Genomic DNA, 13,901 nt, shown 5'->3' with positions numbered 1-13,901 from the left:
GCAAATTAGAGCGATAGAAGGCATAGTCGCGGCTTCTTTATAACTTTAAGCCACGGTCGTGCCCATGCTGAAGCGCTTCGCACCCCTCGTGCCTCTTGCACTCGTTACCCTGTTGTTTGGTTGCGCCACCCACTCTCCGGTGAGCCAGCAAGAGCAGCAACAGGTTCAAAACTCTTCAAAAGCCCAGTCTTCCGCTATTTTCCAGGAAGAGCTGGCAACCGAAAAAGAACTCGCCGAGTTTGCTGACAACAAGCCTTACCAGCTGCCAGTGCTGGCTGACAGTATTCTCGAACGTGGCATGTCCCTGATCGGTACCCGTTACCGTTTCGGCGGTACCTCCGAAGCCGGTTTCGATTGCAGCGGTTTCATCGGCTACCTGTTCCGTGAAGAAGCCGGCATGAATCTGCCGCGCTCCACCCGTGAAATGATCAACGTTGATGCTCCGCTGGTTGCGCGTAACAAGCTGCAGCCGGGCGATCTGCTGTTCTTCGCCACCAATGGTCGCCGCGGTCGCGTAAGCCACGCAGGCATCTACCTGGGCGATGACCAATTCATCCACTCCAGCAGCCGCCGCAGCGGTGGCGTGCGGGTGGACAGCCTGGGCGACAGCTACTGGAGCAAGACCTTCATCGAAGCCAAGCGCGCCCTCGCCATGGCGCCGACTGTGGTCACCGCACGCAAGTAAGCTGACTTTTTGTAAGGTGAAGTTAAAGTCTTACTTGAAGTTTGGCGCGTAGACGCTAGAATCCTGATCTATTGTTGAAAACTAACCGCGTAAGCCCTGCTTACGCGGTTTTGTTTTCGGCCTCACGGCAGAGAAAGCCGCATCCAGATCAGGATTGTTCTGCATATGTCGACGTCGGCCCGCCTTGCATTGATCGTTCTCGCCGCGCTGCTCAGCGCGTGCGCCAGTCGTACCCCGCCACCCGCGCCTGTGGTACGTGCTCCCGTATTCAACACTCCCCAGACCTTCTCGCCGGCTGCCGAAGACGTGCTGTTTCGTGCGTTGGGCCTGGTGGGCACACCTTATCGCTGGGGCGGCAACACGCCGGACTCCGGTTTCGATTGCAGTGGCCTGATCGGCTACGTCTATCGCGACGCCGCCGGTATCTCGCTGCCGCGCTCGACCCGCGAAATGATCGGCATGCGGGCACCGAATGTCGGCAAGAATGCCTTGCAGACCGGCGACCTGATATTTTTTGCCACCAATGGCGGTTCCCAGGTCAGCCACGCGGGCATCTATGTCGGCGAAGGCCGCTTCGTCCATGCGCCGGCCACCGGTGGCACGGTGAAGCTGGACAGTCTGTCCAAGGCCTATTGGCAAAAAGCCTACCTGAGCGCCAAGCGCGTGCTGCAGCCAGAGCATCTGGCGCACAACCCTTAGTCCTGTCTCTGCGTCGAGGTTGCCATGACCGCTCGTACCCTCAACCTCGACGACGCCCTCTATCACTACCTGCTCGACGTTTCCCTGCGCGAAACGCCGCTGCTGCGCCGTCTGCGTGACGAAACCCAGGCGCTGCCCATGGCGCGCTGGCAGGTGGCACCCGAGCAGGGACAGTTCCTGGCGTTGCTGATCAAGCTGATCGGTGCCCGGCGTGTGCTGGAAGTGGGGACCTTCACCGGCTACAGCGCCTTGTCCATGGCCGCGGCCTTGCCGGAGGATGGTCAACTGATCTGCTGTGACATCCCGGGCGACTACAACGCCACCGCGCGCCGCTACTGGCAGGAAGCAGGTGTCACCGGACGGATCGAGTTGCGCCTGGCACCGGCCCTGGAGACTTTGGCCAGGATCGAGCAGGAGGAGGGCGAGGGTGGTTTCGACCTGGTCTTCATCGACGCCGACAAGGCCAATTACCCGGCTTATCTGGAAAGTGCCCTGCGGCTGCTACGCGTGGGCGGGCTGGCGGTATTCGATAACACGCTGTGGAGCGGTCGGGTGCTGGAGGAAAATCCCCAGAGCGAAGACACCCGGGCCATCCAGGCACTCAATCGCGCCTTGAAGGATGACCCGCGTGTCGACCTGTCGCTGCTGCCCCTTGGGGACGGCTTGACCCTGTGCCGCAAGCGCTGAACCTACTGCGCCTTGACTGCTGATACGCGCCAGACTTTGTTGCCGACATCATCGGCCACCAACAGATCCCCTTGCTTGTCGATCACTACGCCGACCGGGCGGCCCATGGCTTTCTCGTCGGTGTTGAGGAAACCGGTCAGCACGTCCACCGGTTGGCCTACCGGCTTGCCGTTGGCGAAGGGTACGAAGATCACTTTGTAGCCGCTGTGGGGCTTGCGGTTCCACGAGCCATGCTGGCCGATGAACACGCCTTGGGTGAACGGCGCCGGCAGCTTGCTGCCTTCGGCGAAGGTCAGGCCCAGGGAGGCGGTATGCGGGCCGACGGCATAATCCGGGGCGATGGCCTTGGCCACCAGGTCCGGGTTCTGCGGAGTGACTCGCACGTCCACATGCTGGCCGTAATAGCTGAATGGCCAGCCATAGAAGGCGCCGTCCTTGACCGAGGTGATGTAGTCCGGCACCAGGTCGCTGCCGATCTCGTCGCGCTCGTTGACCGCGGTCCACAACTGGCCACTTTGCGGCTCCCAGGCCATGCCGTTGGGGTTGCGCAGGCCGGAGGCGAAAATCCGTTGCTTGCCGGTGGCGCGGTCGACTTCCCAGATGGCGGCACGGCCTTTTTCCTGGTCCATGCCGTTTTCGCCGACGTTGCTGTTGGAACCGACCGTGACGTACAGCTTGCTGCCGTCTTTGCTGGCAATCACATTTTTGGTCCAGTGGTGGTTCAACTTGCCGCCAGGCAGGTCCACCACCTTGGTCGGCTGGGCGCTGATCCTGGTGTCGCCGTCCTTGTAGGGGAAGCGCAGCAGGCGATCGGTATCGGCGACGTACAGGTCGTTGCCCACCAGGGTCATGCCGAACGGCGAGTTGAGGTTTTCCAGGAATGCCGTGCGGGTTTCCGCCACGCCATCGTGATCCTTGTCCCGCAGCAGGGTAATGCGGTTCGGGCTGGGCACGCCGGCCCCGGCGCGGCTCATTATCTTGCTGGCTATCCAGCCACGAATACCTTTGCTGTCATCAGGGGAGGGCGGGGCGTTGGTCTCCGCCACCAGTACGTCGCCGTTGGGCAGCACGTACAACCAGCGCGGATGGTCCAGGCCTTCGGCGAATGCGGCGACCTGGGTGCCGGCGGCGGCCACCGGTTTGGCGTCTTGCGGCCAGCCGATCGCGGGCGCGATGTTCACGGTCGGGAACAGGGTTTTGTTCGGTTCGGGCAGTTTCGGCGAGGGGCCGGTGCCGTCGGAGACCTGGAGGGTGGAGGTTTCGCCACAGGCAGCAAGGCCTGCGGCGACGGCGACAAGGATTGCGTATCGAAGCTTGAGCATGCTGATTTCCCTATGAATGCACGAAGTCGGTGTAGTCATAGAGAAGCACAGATGGACGATGGTTCCACCTGCTCAGCGCGCTTCCTTGAACAGCACGGCAACGCCGGGGTGATAGTTGCCGGCTTCATTGCGCAATTTGCGGTACGCGTAGGGGAAGTACCAGGCCACGGCGCAGCAATGTTCCTTTTGCAGGTCGTCGACCATGTCCTGCAATTCTTCCGGGGTGGCGCTGTGCTGGGTTTTCTGTGGCGTGACGAACAGGCAGCCGAGTTTCAGGTCGCTGGGGTAGCTGGCTTTTTTCGCGTCGCTGGCAGCATCCAGCAACGGTTGGGTCAGGTGCAGGCTGTTGACCCGGGGCCAGCGCTGGGTGGTCTGGATATAGACGCGTTCCTCCTGCGTGGCGATGTACAGGTCGGTGCGGCCATTGCGGTCGCCGTCCTCGAGCTGTTTTTTGCTCGGTGCGTGTTCCAGGGTGACCATCTCCGCCATCCAGGCTGCCGCCGAGAGCATTCCCAGGTTGGCTTTTTCGTCGAACCAGTACGGGCTTTCGTTATCGCCGCGCACGGCGTTGTAGCGGTCGATGCAATCGAACCAGCGTTCCAGGGCAGGGCGCAGGAATTCCAGTTTCGGATTGCTGATGATCATGCCTTGCATCGGACTTTTCCTATTATTGTTGAGATATTGGAGTTTTTTAACGCGATTATGGCTATTTGATATCACTGCTCTGAGTGTGGCACAAGATTGGCGTCATTTTTCCGATATGCAGCATTCGCCGATCTGCGGGGCTTTAATTGACGCTCCACCCCCAACCCTCTAACCTTCGCGACTTGTTTCAGGTGCTCTGTGGCCTTGGGTCGACAGAGTGAAACAGGGAAGCCGGTGAGTACGCGTGCCGAAGGCGCACGCACGACAATTCCGGCGCTGCCCCCGCAACGGTAAGTGAGTCAAGACTGCGCCTGATGCCACTGTGTCGACTGTCGACATGGGAAGGCGCGCAGTTGGGCATTCCAGCCACTCACAAGCCCGGAGACCGGCCTGATCCATCCAACGGCATCACGGTGGGCGATGCCAGGCTTGCGCCGTCTATTCCTATTCCTGCCCCCCGTTATCCAGCCCCAACGGAGAGCTGCCCCATGACTGAATCCCCCGATCGTGACGAACGCCATCTGGCGCGCATGTTGCGCAAAAAAGCCGTGATCGATGAACGCATCGCCAATTCGCCGAACGAGTGCGGCTTGCTGCTGGTGCTGACCGGCAACGGCAAAGGCAAAAGCAGCTCGGCCTTCGGCATGCTCGCGCGGGCCATGGGCCACGGCATGCAATGCGGCGTGGTGCAGTTCATCAAGGGCCGCAACAGCACTGGCGAGGAATTGTTCTTCCGGCGCTTCCCGGAGCTGGTGCGTTTCCATGTCATGGGCGAAGGTTTCACCTGGGAAACCCAGGACCGCCAGCGCGACATTGCCGCGGCCGAAGCGGCCTGGGCGGTTTCCCGCGAACTGCTGAGCGACCCGAACATCGGTCTGGTAGTGCTCGACGAATTGAACATCGCCCTCAAGCACGGCTATCTGGACCTGGATCAGGTGCTCAGCGACCTGCAGGCGCGGCCGCCGATGCAGCATGTGGTGGTCACCGGACGTGGCGCCAAGCCAGAGATGATCGAGCTGGCCGACACCGTCACTGAAATGGGCATGGTCAAGCATGCCTTCCAGGCCGGGATCAAAGCGCAAAAAGGCGTCGAACTGTGAGTGATGCCCGTCATTGCCCGGCGGTATTGATTGCCGCGCCGGCTTCCGGTCAGGGCAAGACCACTGTGACCGCCGCGCTCGCCCGCCTGCATCGCAATCAGGGGCGTAAGGTGCGCGTGTTCAAGTGCGGCCCGGACTTTCTCGACCCGATGATCCTCGAGCGCGCCAGCGGTGCGCCGGTGTATCAGCTGGACATGTGGATGGTCGGCGAGCAGGAAAGCCGCCGCCTGTTGTGGGAGGCCGCCGGCGAGGCGGATCTGATCCTGATTGAAGGCGTGATGGGGCTGTTCGACGGCACGCCGTCCAGCGCCGATCTGGCGCGGCATTTCGGGGTGCCGGTGCTCGCGGTGATCGATGGCACCGCCATGGCCCAGACCTTCGGCGCCCTGGCGCTGGGGCTGGCGCGTTATCAGCCGGACTTGCGGTTCGCCGGCGTGCTGGCCAACCGCGTCGGCACCCTGCGGCATGCGCAGTTGCTCGAAGGCAGCCTGACCGAAGGCCTGCGCTGGTACGGCGCGCTGTCCCGGGAGACCGGCATCGAACTGCCCAGCCGCCATCTGGGGTTGGTGCAGGCCAGCGAACTCAACGATCTGGATCTGCGTCTCGACGCCGCGGCCGCCGCCCTGGCGGACAGCTGCGAAGTGGCCTTGCCGCCCGCCGTGGCGTTCGCCGCTCCTCAGACGGTTGCCGTCGAGCCGCTGTTGGCCGGCGTGCGTATTGCCGTGGCCCGTGACGAAGCCTTTGCCTTTACCTATGGCGCGAGCCTGGATCTGTTGCGGGCCATGGGCGCCGAGCTGGGCTTTTTCTCGCCGATCCATGACGCGACACTGCCGGAGGCGGACAGCCTGTACCTGCCGGGCGGTTACCCGGAGTTGCATCACCGGGCGCTGGCGGCGAACGGCTCGATGCTCAGCGCGATCCGCGCGCATCACGCCGCAGGCAAACCCTTGCTCGCCGAGTGTGGCGGCATGTTGTATCTGCTGGATTCCCTGACCGACGTCGACGGTGAGCGCGCCGAACTGCTGGGCCTGTTGCCCGGCGATGCGGTGATGCAAAAGCGCCTGGCGGCCCTGGCCTTGCAGGCGGTGGAGTTGCCGGAAGGCTCGTTGCGCGGGCATACCTACCATCATTCGTTGACCAGCACCGAGCTTGCGCCGATCGCCCGCGGCCTGAGCCCGAATGGCGGGCGCGGCGCGGAAGCGGTTTACCGCGAAGGGCGGATGACCGCCTCTTATGTGCACTTCTATTTTCCGTCCAACCCCGAAGCGGTGGCGGCCCTGCTGGCGCCGGCAGGAGCGAGCGTGCTCGCGCGGCGCCTATGAGCGACAACGCCTTTTCCGCGGCTGAGCGCGACGCGGTCTATCGCGCGATCGCCGAGCGTCGTGACATGCGCCACTTCGTCGGTGGCACGGTCGAGCCGCAGGTCTTGCGTCGCCTGCTGGAGGCGGCGCACCAGGCGCCCAGCGTCGGCCTGATGCAGCCCTGGCGGTTTATCCGTATCAGTGACCGGTCGTTGCGCGGGCAAATCCAGCAGCTGGTGGAAGAGGAGCGGGTACGCACCGCCGAGGCCCTGGGCGAACGTTCCGATGAGTTCATGAAGCTCAAGGTCGAAGGCATCAACGACTGCGCCGAGGTCCTGGTGGCGGCGCTGATGGACGACCGTGAGCGGCATATTTTCGGCCGCCGCACCTTGCCGGAAATGGATCTGGCCTCGCTTTCCTGCGCGATTCAGAACCTGTGGCTGGCGGCCCGGGCCGAAGGGCTGGGCATGGGCTGGGTGTCGTTGTTCGAGCCCGCTGCCTTGGCCCAATTGCTGGGCCTGCCGGCCGGGGCCAAGCCGCTGGCGGTGCTGTGCCTGGGCCCGGTGGGCGAGTTTTACCCGGCGCCGATGCTGGTGCTCGAGGGCTGGGCGCGGGAGCGTCCGCTGAGTGAATTGCTGTATGAAAATTACTGGGGAGTGAGTCAATGAGTGTGGCGTTGCTGAGTGTCGCCGGGGTGGCGCTGGATGCGTTGCTGGGCGAACCCAAGCGCTGGCATCCGCTGGTGGCGTTCGGCCGTTTTGCCGATCGCATCGAGCAACGCTTCAACTCCGGCGGTCGCGGCTGGCGCAGTCATGGCGTCACCGCCTGGGTCATCGCGGTGCTGCCGCTGACCCTGCTGGCAACCCTGTTTTCCTGGCTGCCCTACATCGGCTGGTTGTTCGAGATCCTGGCGCTGTATTGCGCCCTTGGCCTGCGCAGCCTCGGCGAGCATGTCGAGCCGGTGGCCCAGGCCTTGCGCAGCGACGACCTGGACCAGGCGCGGCAGCGGGTCGGTTATCTGGTGAGCCGGCAGACCAGCGAGCTGGATGCCACCGAAGTCGCCCGCGCCGCCACCGAGTCGGTGCTGGAAAACGGCAGCGATGCGGTGTTCGCCGCCTTGTTCTGGTTTGCCGTGGCCGGTGCGCCGGGCGTGGTGCTCTATCGCCTGAGCAATACCCTGGATGCGATGTGGGGCTATCGTAATGAACGTTTCGAGCGTTTCGGCTGGGCGGCGGCGAAGATCGACGACCTGCTCAACTACATTCCAGCCCGCCTGGTAGCCCTGACTTACGCGTTGCTGGGCAAGACCCGCCTGGCGCTGAAATGCTGGCGCCGCCAGGGGCCGACCTGGGACAGCCCTAACGCCGGGCCGGTGATGGCGGCCGGGGCCGGGGCCCTGGGCGTCGAGCTGGGCGGCGCGGCGATCTATCACGGCGAGCTGCACCAGCGCCCGCAATTGGGCGAAGGCGTGGCGGCCGATGCCTTGTCCATCGATCGCGGCTGGCAACTGGTACAGCGCGGGGTCTGGTTATGGCTGCTGATTCTCTGCGTGGGAGCTGAGTTCTATGCTTGAGCACGGTGGCCGCCTGCGCAAGGCGGCCGAGCAATACGGCATCGCCGAGGCCGACTGGCTGGACCTGTCCAGCGGCCTGGCACCCTGGCCGTGGCCGATTCCCGAGATCGGGATGCGGGCCTGGGCGCGCCTGCCGGAAACCGACGATGGCCTGGAGCAGGCGGCCCGCGACTACTACGGCGCGGCCCATGTGTTGCCGGTGCCCGGTTCCCAGGCGGCGATCCAGCTGCTCCCGCGTTTGCGCCGCGCCGGCAAGGTCGGCGTGCTGTCGCCCTGTTATGCCGAGCACGCCGAAGCCTGGCGCCGCAGCGGCTACATCGTGCGGGAAGTGCTGGAACAGGAAGTGGACTTTTTCCTCGACAGCCTGGACGTGCTGGTGGTGGTCAACCCGAACAACCCCACGGGCTTGAGCCTGACCCCGGAGCGCCTGCTGGACTGGCATGCGCGCCTGGCGCAGCGCGGTGGCTGGCTGGTGGTCGACGAAGCCTTCATGGACAACACTCCCCAGCTGAGCCTGGCGGCCCAGGCCGATCAGGTGGGGTTGATCGTCCTGCGTTCCTTCGGCAAGTTCTTCGGCCTGGCCGGTGTGCGCCTGGGCTTCGTCCTGGCCGAGCGCAAGCTGCTCAAGCTGCTGGCCGAGCAGGTCGGTCCCTGGGCCGTCAGCGGACCGACCCGGGTACTGGGCCAGGTGTGCCTGCGCGACAGCCAAGGCCATGGGCGGCAACGGCTGCGCAGCGAAGCGGCGAGCCTGCGCCTGGCGCAGTTGCTCGAGCGCCACGGTCTGAAACCCCAGGGTGGCTGTGCGCTGTTCCAGTGGCTGATCACCGATTGCGCCGAGCTGTTGCATGAGTTCATGGCGCGCCGGGGCATCCTGCTGCGGCTGTTCACTCACAACAGCAGCCTGCGTTTTGGCCTGCCGGCCGACGAAGCCGATTGGTCGCGTCTCGAACAGGCCTTCGTCGCCTACGCCAAGGAACATCCATGACCACCCTGATGGTGCAGGGCACCACTTCCGACGCCGGTAAAAGCACCCTGGTGACGGCGCTCTGCCGCTGGCTGACGCGCCAGGGTGTCAGCGTCGTGCCCTTCAAACCGCAGAACATGGCCCTCAACAGCGCGGTGACCGCCGACGGTGGCGAGATCGGCCGGGCCCAGGCAGTACAGGCCCAGGCCGCGCACCTGGAGCCGCACACCGACATGAACCCGGTGCTGCTCAAGCCCAACAGCGATACGGGGGCCCAGGTGATCATTCACGGTCGTGCGGTGACCACCATGAACGCGGTGGCCTATCACGACTACAAGGCCATCGCCATGCAGGCGGTGCTGGCCTCTCATCAACGCCTGAGCGCGGCCTATCCGGTGGTGATGGTGGAAGGCGCGGGCTCGCCGGCGGAGATCAACCTGCGGGCCGGCGATATCGCCAACATGGGCTTTGCCGAAGCGGTGGACTGCCCGGTGGTGCTGATCGCCGACATCAACCGTGGCGGGGTTTTCGCCCATCTGGTGGGCACCCTGGAGCTGTTGTCGTCGAGCGAGCAGGCGCGGGTCAAAGGTTTCATCATCAACCGTTTCCGCGGCGATATCGCCCTGCTGCAACCGGGCCTCGACTGGCTCGAAGCGCGTACCGGCAAGCCGGTGATCGGCGTGTTGCCCTATGTGCTGGACCTGCATCTGGAAGCCGAGGACGGTATCGACCAGCGTCAGGCCGACAAGGTCGAGCAGGTGCTGAAAGTACGGGTGCCGGTTTTGCCGCGCATCAGCAATCACACCGACTTCGACCCGCTGCGCCTGCACCCTCAGGTGGACCTGCAATTCATCGGTCCCGGCCAGGCGATTCCGTCGGCCGACCTGATCATCCTGCCCGGCTCGAAAAGCGTGCGCAGCGACTTGGCGTACCTGCGCGCCCAGGGCTGGGACACGGCCATCGCCCGGCACCTGCGCTACGGCGGCAAGCTGCTGGGCATCTGCGGCGGTTTGCAGATGCTCGGCGAGCAACTGCACGATCCCCTAGGGCTGGAAGGCGCGCCGGGGTCCAGCGCGGGTTTGGGGTTGCTGGCGTTCGAAACGGTGCTGGAACAAGAGAAGCAGCTGCGCAATGTGCGTGGACGTCTGGCGCTGGAGGAGGCCGAGGTCAGCGGTTATGAGATCCATGCCGGCGTCACGACGGGGCCAGCGCTGGAACTGGCCGCCGTGACCCTGGACGACGGTCGCTGCGACGGCGCGCGCAGCGACGACGGGCAGATTCTCGGCACTTACCTGCACGGTTTGTTCGAGGCGCCGGCGGCCTGCAGTGCGCTGCTGCGCTGGGCGGGTTTGCGCGAGGTGCAGGCGGTCGACTACCACGCCCTGCGCGAGCGTGACATCGAGCGCCTGGCCGATCTGGTGGAGCGGCACCTGGACACCGAGCACCTGCGCCAGCTTTGCGGGCTTTAGAGCGTCGGCGCCGGCATTGCCGCGCCGCTGTGGCTGTACCTCAATTCAAGGGTTTCCAAGCATGTTGCAACTGATCCTCGGCGGTGCCCGTTCCGGCAAGAGTCGCCTGGCGGAAAAGCTCGCTGGCGAGAGCGGCCTGGCCGTGACCTATATCGCCACCAGCCAGGCGCTGGACGGCGAGATGAATCAGCGCATCGCCCATCACCGCGAACGGCGTCCGGCCGAATGGGCATTGATCGAGGAGCCGTTGGAGTTGGCGCGGGTGCTGCGCGAAGCCGCGAGCACCGAGCGCTGCCTGCTGGTGGATTGCCTGACCTTGTGGCTGACCAACCTGTTGCTGCTGGAGGATGCCCAGCGGCTCGCCAGTGAGCGCGAAGCGCTGCTGGAGTGCCTGGCGTCGCTGCCGGGCGAAATCATTTTTGTCAGCAACGAGACCGGAATGGGTGTCGTGCCGCTGGGCGAATTGACTCGCCGTTATGTCGATGAAGCCGGTTGGCTGCATCAAGCCCTGGCCGAGCGTTGTCAGCGGGTAGTGCTGACGGTGGCCGGCCTGCCCCTGACTCTGAAAGGAACTGCGTTATGAATGACTTCTGGTGGCTGCGGCCGTGCAAGGCGCTCGACACTCAAGCCCTGGAGGCGGCGCAGTCGCGTCAGCAGCAATTGACCAAGCCCGCGGGTTCGCTGGGGCAGCTGGAGCGGGTCGCGGTACAGCTGGCCGGCTTGCAGGGGCGGGTCAAGCCTGGCCTGGAGCAGCTGTGGATCGCGATTTTCGCCGGCGACCACGGGGTGGTGGCCGAGGGCGTTTCGGCTTATCCGCAGGCAGTCACCGGGCAGATGCTGCACAACTTCGTCAGCGGCGGCGCGGCCATCAGCGTGTTGGCGCGGCAGTTGCGGGCACGCCTGGAAGTGGTCGACCTCGGCACGGTGACGCCCGGCTTGAACCTGCCCGGCGTGCGGCATTTGAACCTGGGGGCGGGCACCCGGAACTTCGTCGAGGGGCCGGCCATGACCCAGGCCCAGGGCGAGCAGGCCCTGCAGGCCGGACGTGACAGTGTGCTGCGGGCCGTCGAGCAGGGCAGCGAACTGTTTATCGGCGGTGAGATGGGCATCGGCAACACCACCGCGGCCAGCGCCGTGGCCTGCGCCTTGCTGGACATTCCGGTGGCGCACCTCGCGGGGCCGGGCACCGGCCTGGATGCGGCGGGTGTCAGCCACAAGGCGCAGGTGATCGAGCGCGCCTTGAGTCTGCATGCCGCCCAGCGTGGCGATGCCTTGCAGACCTTGTTCAACCTCGGCGGTTTCGAGATCGCCGCGCTCGTTGGGGCGTACCTGGCCTGTGCCCAGGAAGGCGTCGCGGTGTTGGTCGATGGTTTCATTTGCAGCGTGGCGGCGCTGGTGGCAGTGCGGCTGAACCCCGAATGCCGCCCGTGGTTGCTGTTCGGCCACCGTGGGGCCGAGCCGGGGCATCGGCATATCCTGCACACCCTCGAGGCCGAGCCTTTGCTGGACCTCGGCCTGCGCCTGGGCGAGGGCAGCGGCGCGGCGCTGGCGGTGCCGTTGCTGCGCCTGGCCTGCGACCTGCACGGGCAGATGGCGACTTTCGCCGAGGCGGCCGTGGCGGATCGTCCGGCATGACCTTGCGCCTGGACCTGCTGCGCCACGGCGAAACCGAGCTCGGTGGTGGCCTGCGCGGCAGCCTCGACGATGCCCTGACCGATGCCGGATGGCAGCAGATGCGTGCTGCTGTCGCAGGCCTGGGGCCCTGGAATCGGCTGGTGAGTTCGCCCTTGCAACGCTGCGCGCGTTTTGCCGAGGAACTGGGGGCGCGCCTGGCGCTGCCGGTGACCCTGGACCCGGATCTGCAGGAGCTGCATTTCGGTGCCTGGGAAGGGCAGAGCGCGGCGGCGCTGATGGCGACCGATGCCGAGGCGCTGGGGCGGTTCTGGGCCGATCCCTATGCCTTTACCCCGCCGCAGGGCGAGCCGGTGCTGGCGTTTTCCGCGCGGGTGCTGGGGGCGGTCGAACGTCTGCATCAGCGCTATGCCGGCGAGCGGGTGCTGCTGGTCAGCCATGGCGGGGTGATGCGCTTGTTGCTGGCCCGGGCCCGAGGGTTGCCGCGCGAGCAGTTGCTGAGTGTCGAGGTCGCTCACGGTGCCTTGTTCGCTCTGACTGTCGAGGCTGGCCTGGTATTGAGCGAAGGAGTCTGAGCGTGTTGCCATTTTGGATCGCCCTGCAATTTCTCAGCAGTTTTCCGGTGCGTTTGCCGGGCATGCCGTCGCCCGAGGAAATGGGCCGGTCGTTGCTGTTCTATCCGCTGATCGGCCTGCTGTTCGGGGTGCTGCTCTGGGGGCTGAACCAGTTGTTGATGGGCGCACCACTGTTGCTGCATGGGGCGTTGTTGCTGACGGTTTGGGTGCTGCTCAGCGGTGCCTTGCATCTGGACGGGCTGGCCGACAGCGCGGACGCCTGGCTGGGCGGCTTTGGCGATCGGGAGCGCACGCTGACGATCATGAAGGACCCGCGCAGCGGGCCGATTGCCGTGGTCACCCTGGGGCTGGTGTTGCTGCTCAAGTTCGCCGCGCTGGTGGCGCTGATCGAGCAGCAGGCCGGTTTCGCCTTGCTGCTGGCGCCGCTGATCGGTCGCGGCGCCTTGCTGGGATTGTTCCTCTGCACGCCTTATGTGCGCCCTGGTGGCCTTGGGCAGGCGCTGGCGAATCATCTGCCACGTCTGGCCGGCAAGTGGGTGTTGGCGCTCGCCGCGCTGGCCTGTGTCGTGCTCGGTGGTTGGAGCGCGGTGTTGGCGTTGCTGCTGGCGGGCCTGGTGTTTGCTGGCTTGCGTCAGTTGATGCTGCGTCGCCTGGGCGGCACCACCGGGGACACGGCGGGCGCCCTGCTGGAACTGCTGGAGGTGACGGTCCTGGTAGGGTTGGCGCTGTTCTAGAAAGGCGGAGCGCGGGTTCTATTCGCGCCCTGAACTATGCAAATTTCTTGCATTCCCTTAATCGCGGGTATATACACGCACCATGCTTCCTTCTCAATGTCTGTGCACCAACCTGCGGCGCGCCGCCCGTGGCGTCAGCAGGTTCTACGACGGCGCTCTCGACGGCTTCGGGATCAACGTTGCCCAGTATTCCCTGCTGAGCAACCTGCAGCGCCTGGACCAACCGAGCATTTCCAGCCTGGCCGAGGCCATGGGCCTGGACCGCAGCACCCTGGGCCGTAACCTGCGGGTGCTGGAAGGCGAGGGCCTGGTCCGGCTGTCCGAAGGCGAGGATCAACGCAATCGCATCGTTCAGCTGACCGATGAGGGCCAGCAGCGACTGCTGGCGGCCTTGCCAGCCTGGGAAGCGGCGCAACAGCGCTTGATCGACCGTCTGGGTGCAGAAAAACGCGAAACCTTGCTGGCCTTGCTGAACGAACTGGCGTGAAGGCCTTTCGTTCGATGATAAGCGGGTA

The 13,901-nt window shown here is 65.0% G+C and carries 16 protein-coding genes and 1 riboswitch; of the genes, 14 read left to right on the top strand and 2 right to left on the bottom strand.

Translation table 11 applies throughout. From position 1 onward, the window contains the following. The first annotated feature begins 64 nt into the window (after window positions 1–64). From BM019_RS01460 to BM019_RS01450, 3 genes are all read left to right on the top strand, one after another. Window positions 65–685, top strand: a complete 621-nt coding sequence (locus BM019_RS01460; protein ID WP_009045110.1) for a C40 family peptidase — start codon at window positions 65–67, stop codon at window positions 683–685. Window positions 686–850: 165 nt separating this feature from the next. Then, window positions 851–1,384, top strand: coding sequence for a C40 family peptidase (locus tag BM019_RS01455; RefSeq protein WP_007927778.1), 534 nt, complete (start codon window positions 851–853; stop codon window positions 1,382–1,384). A gap of 24 nt (window positions 1,385–1,408) precedes the next feature. After that, window positions 1,409–2,071 carry a class I SAM-dependent methyltransferase gene (locus tag BM019_RS01450; RefSeq protein WP_062824980.1) on the top strand — a complete coding sequence of 221 codons (663 nt, stop codon included), beginning with the start codon at window positions 1,409–1,411 and terminating at the stop codon, window positions 2,069–2,071. A gap of 2 nt (window positions 2,072–2,073) precedes the next feature. Here the strand turns inward: BM019_RS01450 and BM019_RS01445 are convergent, their stop codons facing one another. Together BM019_RS01445 and BM019_RS01440 are read right to left on the bottom strand one after the other, a co-directional pair. Next, entirely contained in the window at window positions 2,074–3,393 is a 1,320-nt protein-coding gene (locus BM019_RS01445; protein ID WP_092417448.1) for a PQQ-dependent sugar dehydrogenase, read from the bottom strand. Between the two features lie 72 nt (window positions 3,394–3,465). Further along, the gene (locus BM019_RS01440) at window positions 3,466–4,047 is read right to left on the bottom strand and encodes a hypothetical protein (RefSeq protein WP_092417447.1); all 582 of its coding nucleotides are present in this window, start codon (window positions 4,045–4,047) and stop codon (window positions 3,466–3,468) included. A 163-nt stretch (window positions 4,048–4,210) separates the two neighbouring features. Then, window positions 4,211–4,447, top strand: a riboswitch (cobalamin riboswitch). A 79-nt stretch (window positions 4,448–4,526) separates the two neighbouring features. On the opposite strand from BM019_RS01440, the gene cobO reads away from it, so the two are divergent. From cobO to BM019_RS01385, 11 genes are all read left to right on the top strand, one after another. Then, on the top strand, window positions 4,527–5,138 hold the full coding sequence (cobO, locus tag BM019_RS01435; protein WP_092417446.1) for a cob(I)yrinic acid a,c-diamide adenosyltransferase: 612 nt from the start codon (window positions 4,527–4,529) through the stop codon (window positions 5,136–5,138). Beyond that, the gene (locus BM019_RS01430) at window positions 5,135–6,460 is read left to right on the top strand and encodes a cobyrinic acid a,c-diamide synthase CobB (RefSeq protein WP_092417445.1); all 1,326 of its coding nucleotides are present in this window, start codon (window positions 5,135–5,137) and stop codon (window positions 6,458–6,460) included. The genes cobO and BM019_RS01430 overlap by 4 nt, the downstream gene beginning before the upstream one ends. Then, window positions 6,457–7,107 carry a 5,6-dimethylbenzimidazole synthase gene (gene bluB / locus BM019_RS01425; RefSeq protein ID WP_009045103.1) on the top strand — a complete coding sequence of 217 codons (651 nt, stop codon included), beginning with the start codon at window positions 6,457–6,459 and terminating at the stop codon, window positions 7,105–7,107. The genes BM019_RS01430 and bluB overlap by 4 nt, the downstream gene beginning before the upstream one ends. Then, window positions 7,104–8,012, top strand: coding sequence for an adenosylcobinamide-phosphate synthase CbiB (cbiB, locus tag BM019_RS01420; protein WP_092417444.1), 909 nt, complete (start codon window positions 7,104–7,106; stop codon window positions 8,010–8,012). Before bluB ends, cbiB begins: the two co-directional genes overlap by 4 nt. Continuing rightward, entirely contained in the window at window positions 8,005–8,997 is a 993-nt protein-coding gene (cobD, locus tag BM019_RS01415) for a threonine-phosphate decarboxylase CobD (RefSeq protein ID WP_092417443.1), read from the top strand. The genes cbiB and cobD overlap by 8 nt, the downstream gene beginning before the upstream one ends. Further along, complete coding sequence (locus BM019_RS01410; protein WP_092417442.1) at window positions 8,994–10,445, top strand: cobyric acid synthase; 1,452 nt, start codon at window positions 8,994–8,996, stop codon at window positions 10,443–10,445. The genes cobD and BM019_RS01410 overlap by 4 nt, the downstream gene beginning before the upstream one ends. Before the next feature lie 61 nt (window positions 10,446–10,506). Beyond that, window positions 10,507–11,028: a bifunctional adenosylcobinamide kinase/adenosylcobinamide-phosphate guanylyltransferase gene (gene cobU, locus BM019_RS01405; protein ID WP_092300507.1), complete on the top strand. Its 522-nt coding sequence runs from the start codon at window positions 10,507–10,509 to the stop codon at window positions 11,026–11,028. Further along, window positions 11,025–12,080 (top strand): nicotinate-nucleotide--dimethylbenzimidazole phosphoribosyltransferase, encoded by a 1,056-nt coding sequence (cobT, locus tag BM019_RS01400; RefSeq protein ID WP_092417441.1) that lies wholly within the window; start codon window positions 11,025–11,027, stop codon window positions 12,078–12,080. Before cobU ends, cobT begins: the two co-directional genes overlap by 4 nt. Further along, on the top strand, window positions 12,077–12,652 hold the full coding sequence (cobC, locus tag BM019_RS01395; RefSeq protein WP_009045097.1) for an alpha-ribazole phosphatase family protein: 576 nt from the start codon (window positions 12,077–12,079) through the stop codon (window positions 12,650–12,652). The genes cobT and cobC overlap by 4 nt, the downstream gene beginning before the upstream one ends. 2 nt (window positions 12,653–12,654) lie before the next feature. Beyond that, window positions 12,655–13,386: an adenosylcobinamide-GDP ribazoletransferase gene (locus BM019_RS01390; protein ID WP_092417440.1), complete on the top strand. Its 732-nt coding sequence runs from the start codon at window positions 12,655–12,657 to the stop codon at window positions 13,384–13,386. A gap of 82 nt (window positions 13,387–13,468) precedes the next feature. After that, a complete protein-coding gene (locus BM019_RS01385; RefSeq protein ID WP_007927803.1) occupies window positions 13,469–13,873 on the top strand; it encodes a MarR family winged helix-turn-helix transcriptional regulator in 405 nt (134 codons plus the stop codon). Window positions 13,874–13,901: the final 28 nt, after the last annotated feature.

The organism is Pseudomonas sp. NFPP07 (genome assembly GCF_900115645.1).
Taxonomy (GTDB): Bacteria; Pseudomonadota; Gammaproteobacteria; order Pseudomonadales; family Pseudomonadaceae; genus Aquipseudomonas; species Aquipseudomonas chlororaphis.
This window is presented reverse-complemented; position numbering and strand designations above follow the sequence as displayed.

Coding starts and splice junctions, on each gene's coding strand:
- BM019_RS01460 (WP_009045110.1), top strand. CDS start 65: ATGCTGAAGCGCTTCGCACCCCTCGTGCCTCTTGCACTCGTTACCCTG.
- BM019_RS01455 (WP_007927778.1), top strand. CDS start 851: ATGTCGACGTCGGCCCGCCTTGCATTGATCGTTCTCGCCGCGCTGCTC.
- BM019_RS01450 (WP_062824980.1), top strand. CDS start 1,409: ATGACCGCTCGTACCCTCAACCTCGACGACGCCCTCTATCACTACCTG.
- BM019_RS01445 (WP_092417448.1), bottom strand. CDS start 3,393: ATGCTCAAGCTTCGATACGCAATCCTTGTCGCCGTCGCCGCAGGCCTT.
- BM019_RS01440 (WP_092417447.1), bottom strand. CDS start 4,047: ATGCAAGGCATGATCATCAGCAATCCGAAACTGGAATTCCTGCGCCCT.
- cobO (WP_092417446.1), top strand. CDS start 4,527: ATGACTGAATCCCCCGATCGTGACGAACGCCATCTGGCGCGCATGTTG.
- bluB (WP_009045103.1), top strand. CDS start 6,457: ATGAGCGACAACGCCTTTTCCGCGGCTGAGCGCGACGCGGTCTATCGC.
- cbiB (WP_092417444.1), top strand. CDS start 7,104: ATGAGTGTGGCGTTGCTGAGTGTCGCCGGGGTGGCGCTGGATGCGTTG.
- cobD (WP_092417443.1), top strand. CDS start 8,005: ATGCTTGAGCACGGTGGCCGCCTGCGCAAGGCGGCCGAGCAATACGGC.
- BM019_RS01410 (WP_092417442.1), top strand. CDS start 8,994: ATGACCACCCTGATGGTGCAGGGCACCACTTCCGACGCCGGTAAAAGC.
- cobU (WP_092300507.1), top strand. CDS start 10,507: ATGTTGCAACTGATCCTCGGCGGTGCCCGTTCCGGCAAGAGTCGCCTG.
- cobT (WP_092417441.1), top strand. CDS start 11,025: ATGAATGACTTCTGGTGGCTGCGGCCGTGCAAGGCGCTCGACACTCAA.
- cobC (WP_009045097.1), top strand. CDS start 12,077: ATGACCTTGCGCCTGGACCTGCTGCGCCACGGCGAAACCGAGCTCGGT.
- BM019_RS01385 (WP_007927803.1), top strand. CDS start 13,469: ATGCTTCCTTCTCAATGTCTGTGCACCAACCTGCGGCGCGCCGCCCGT.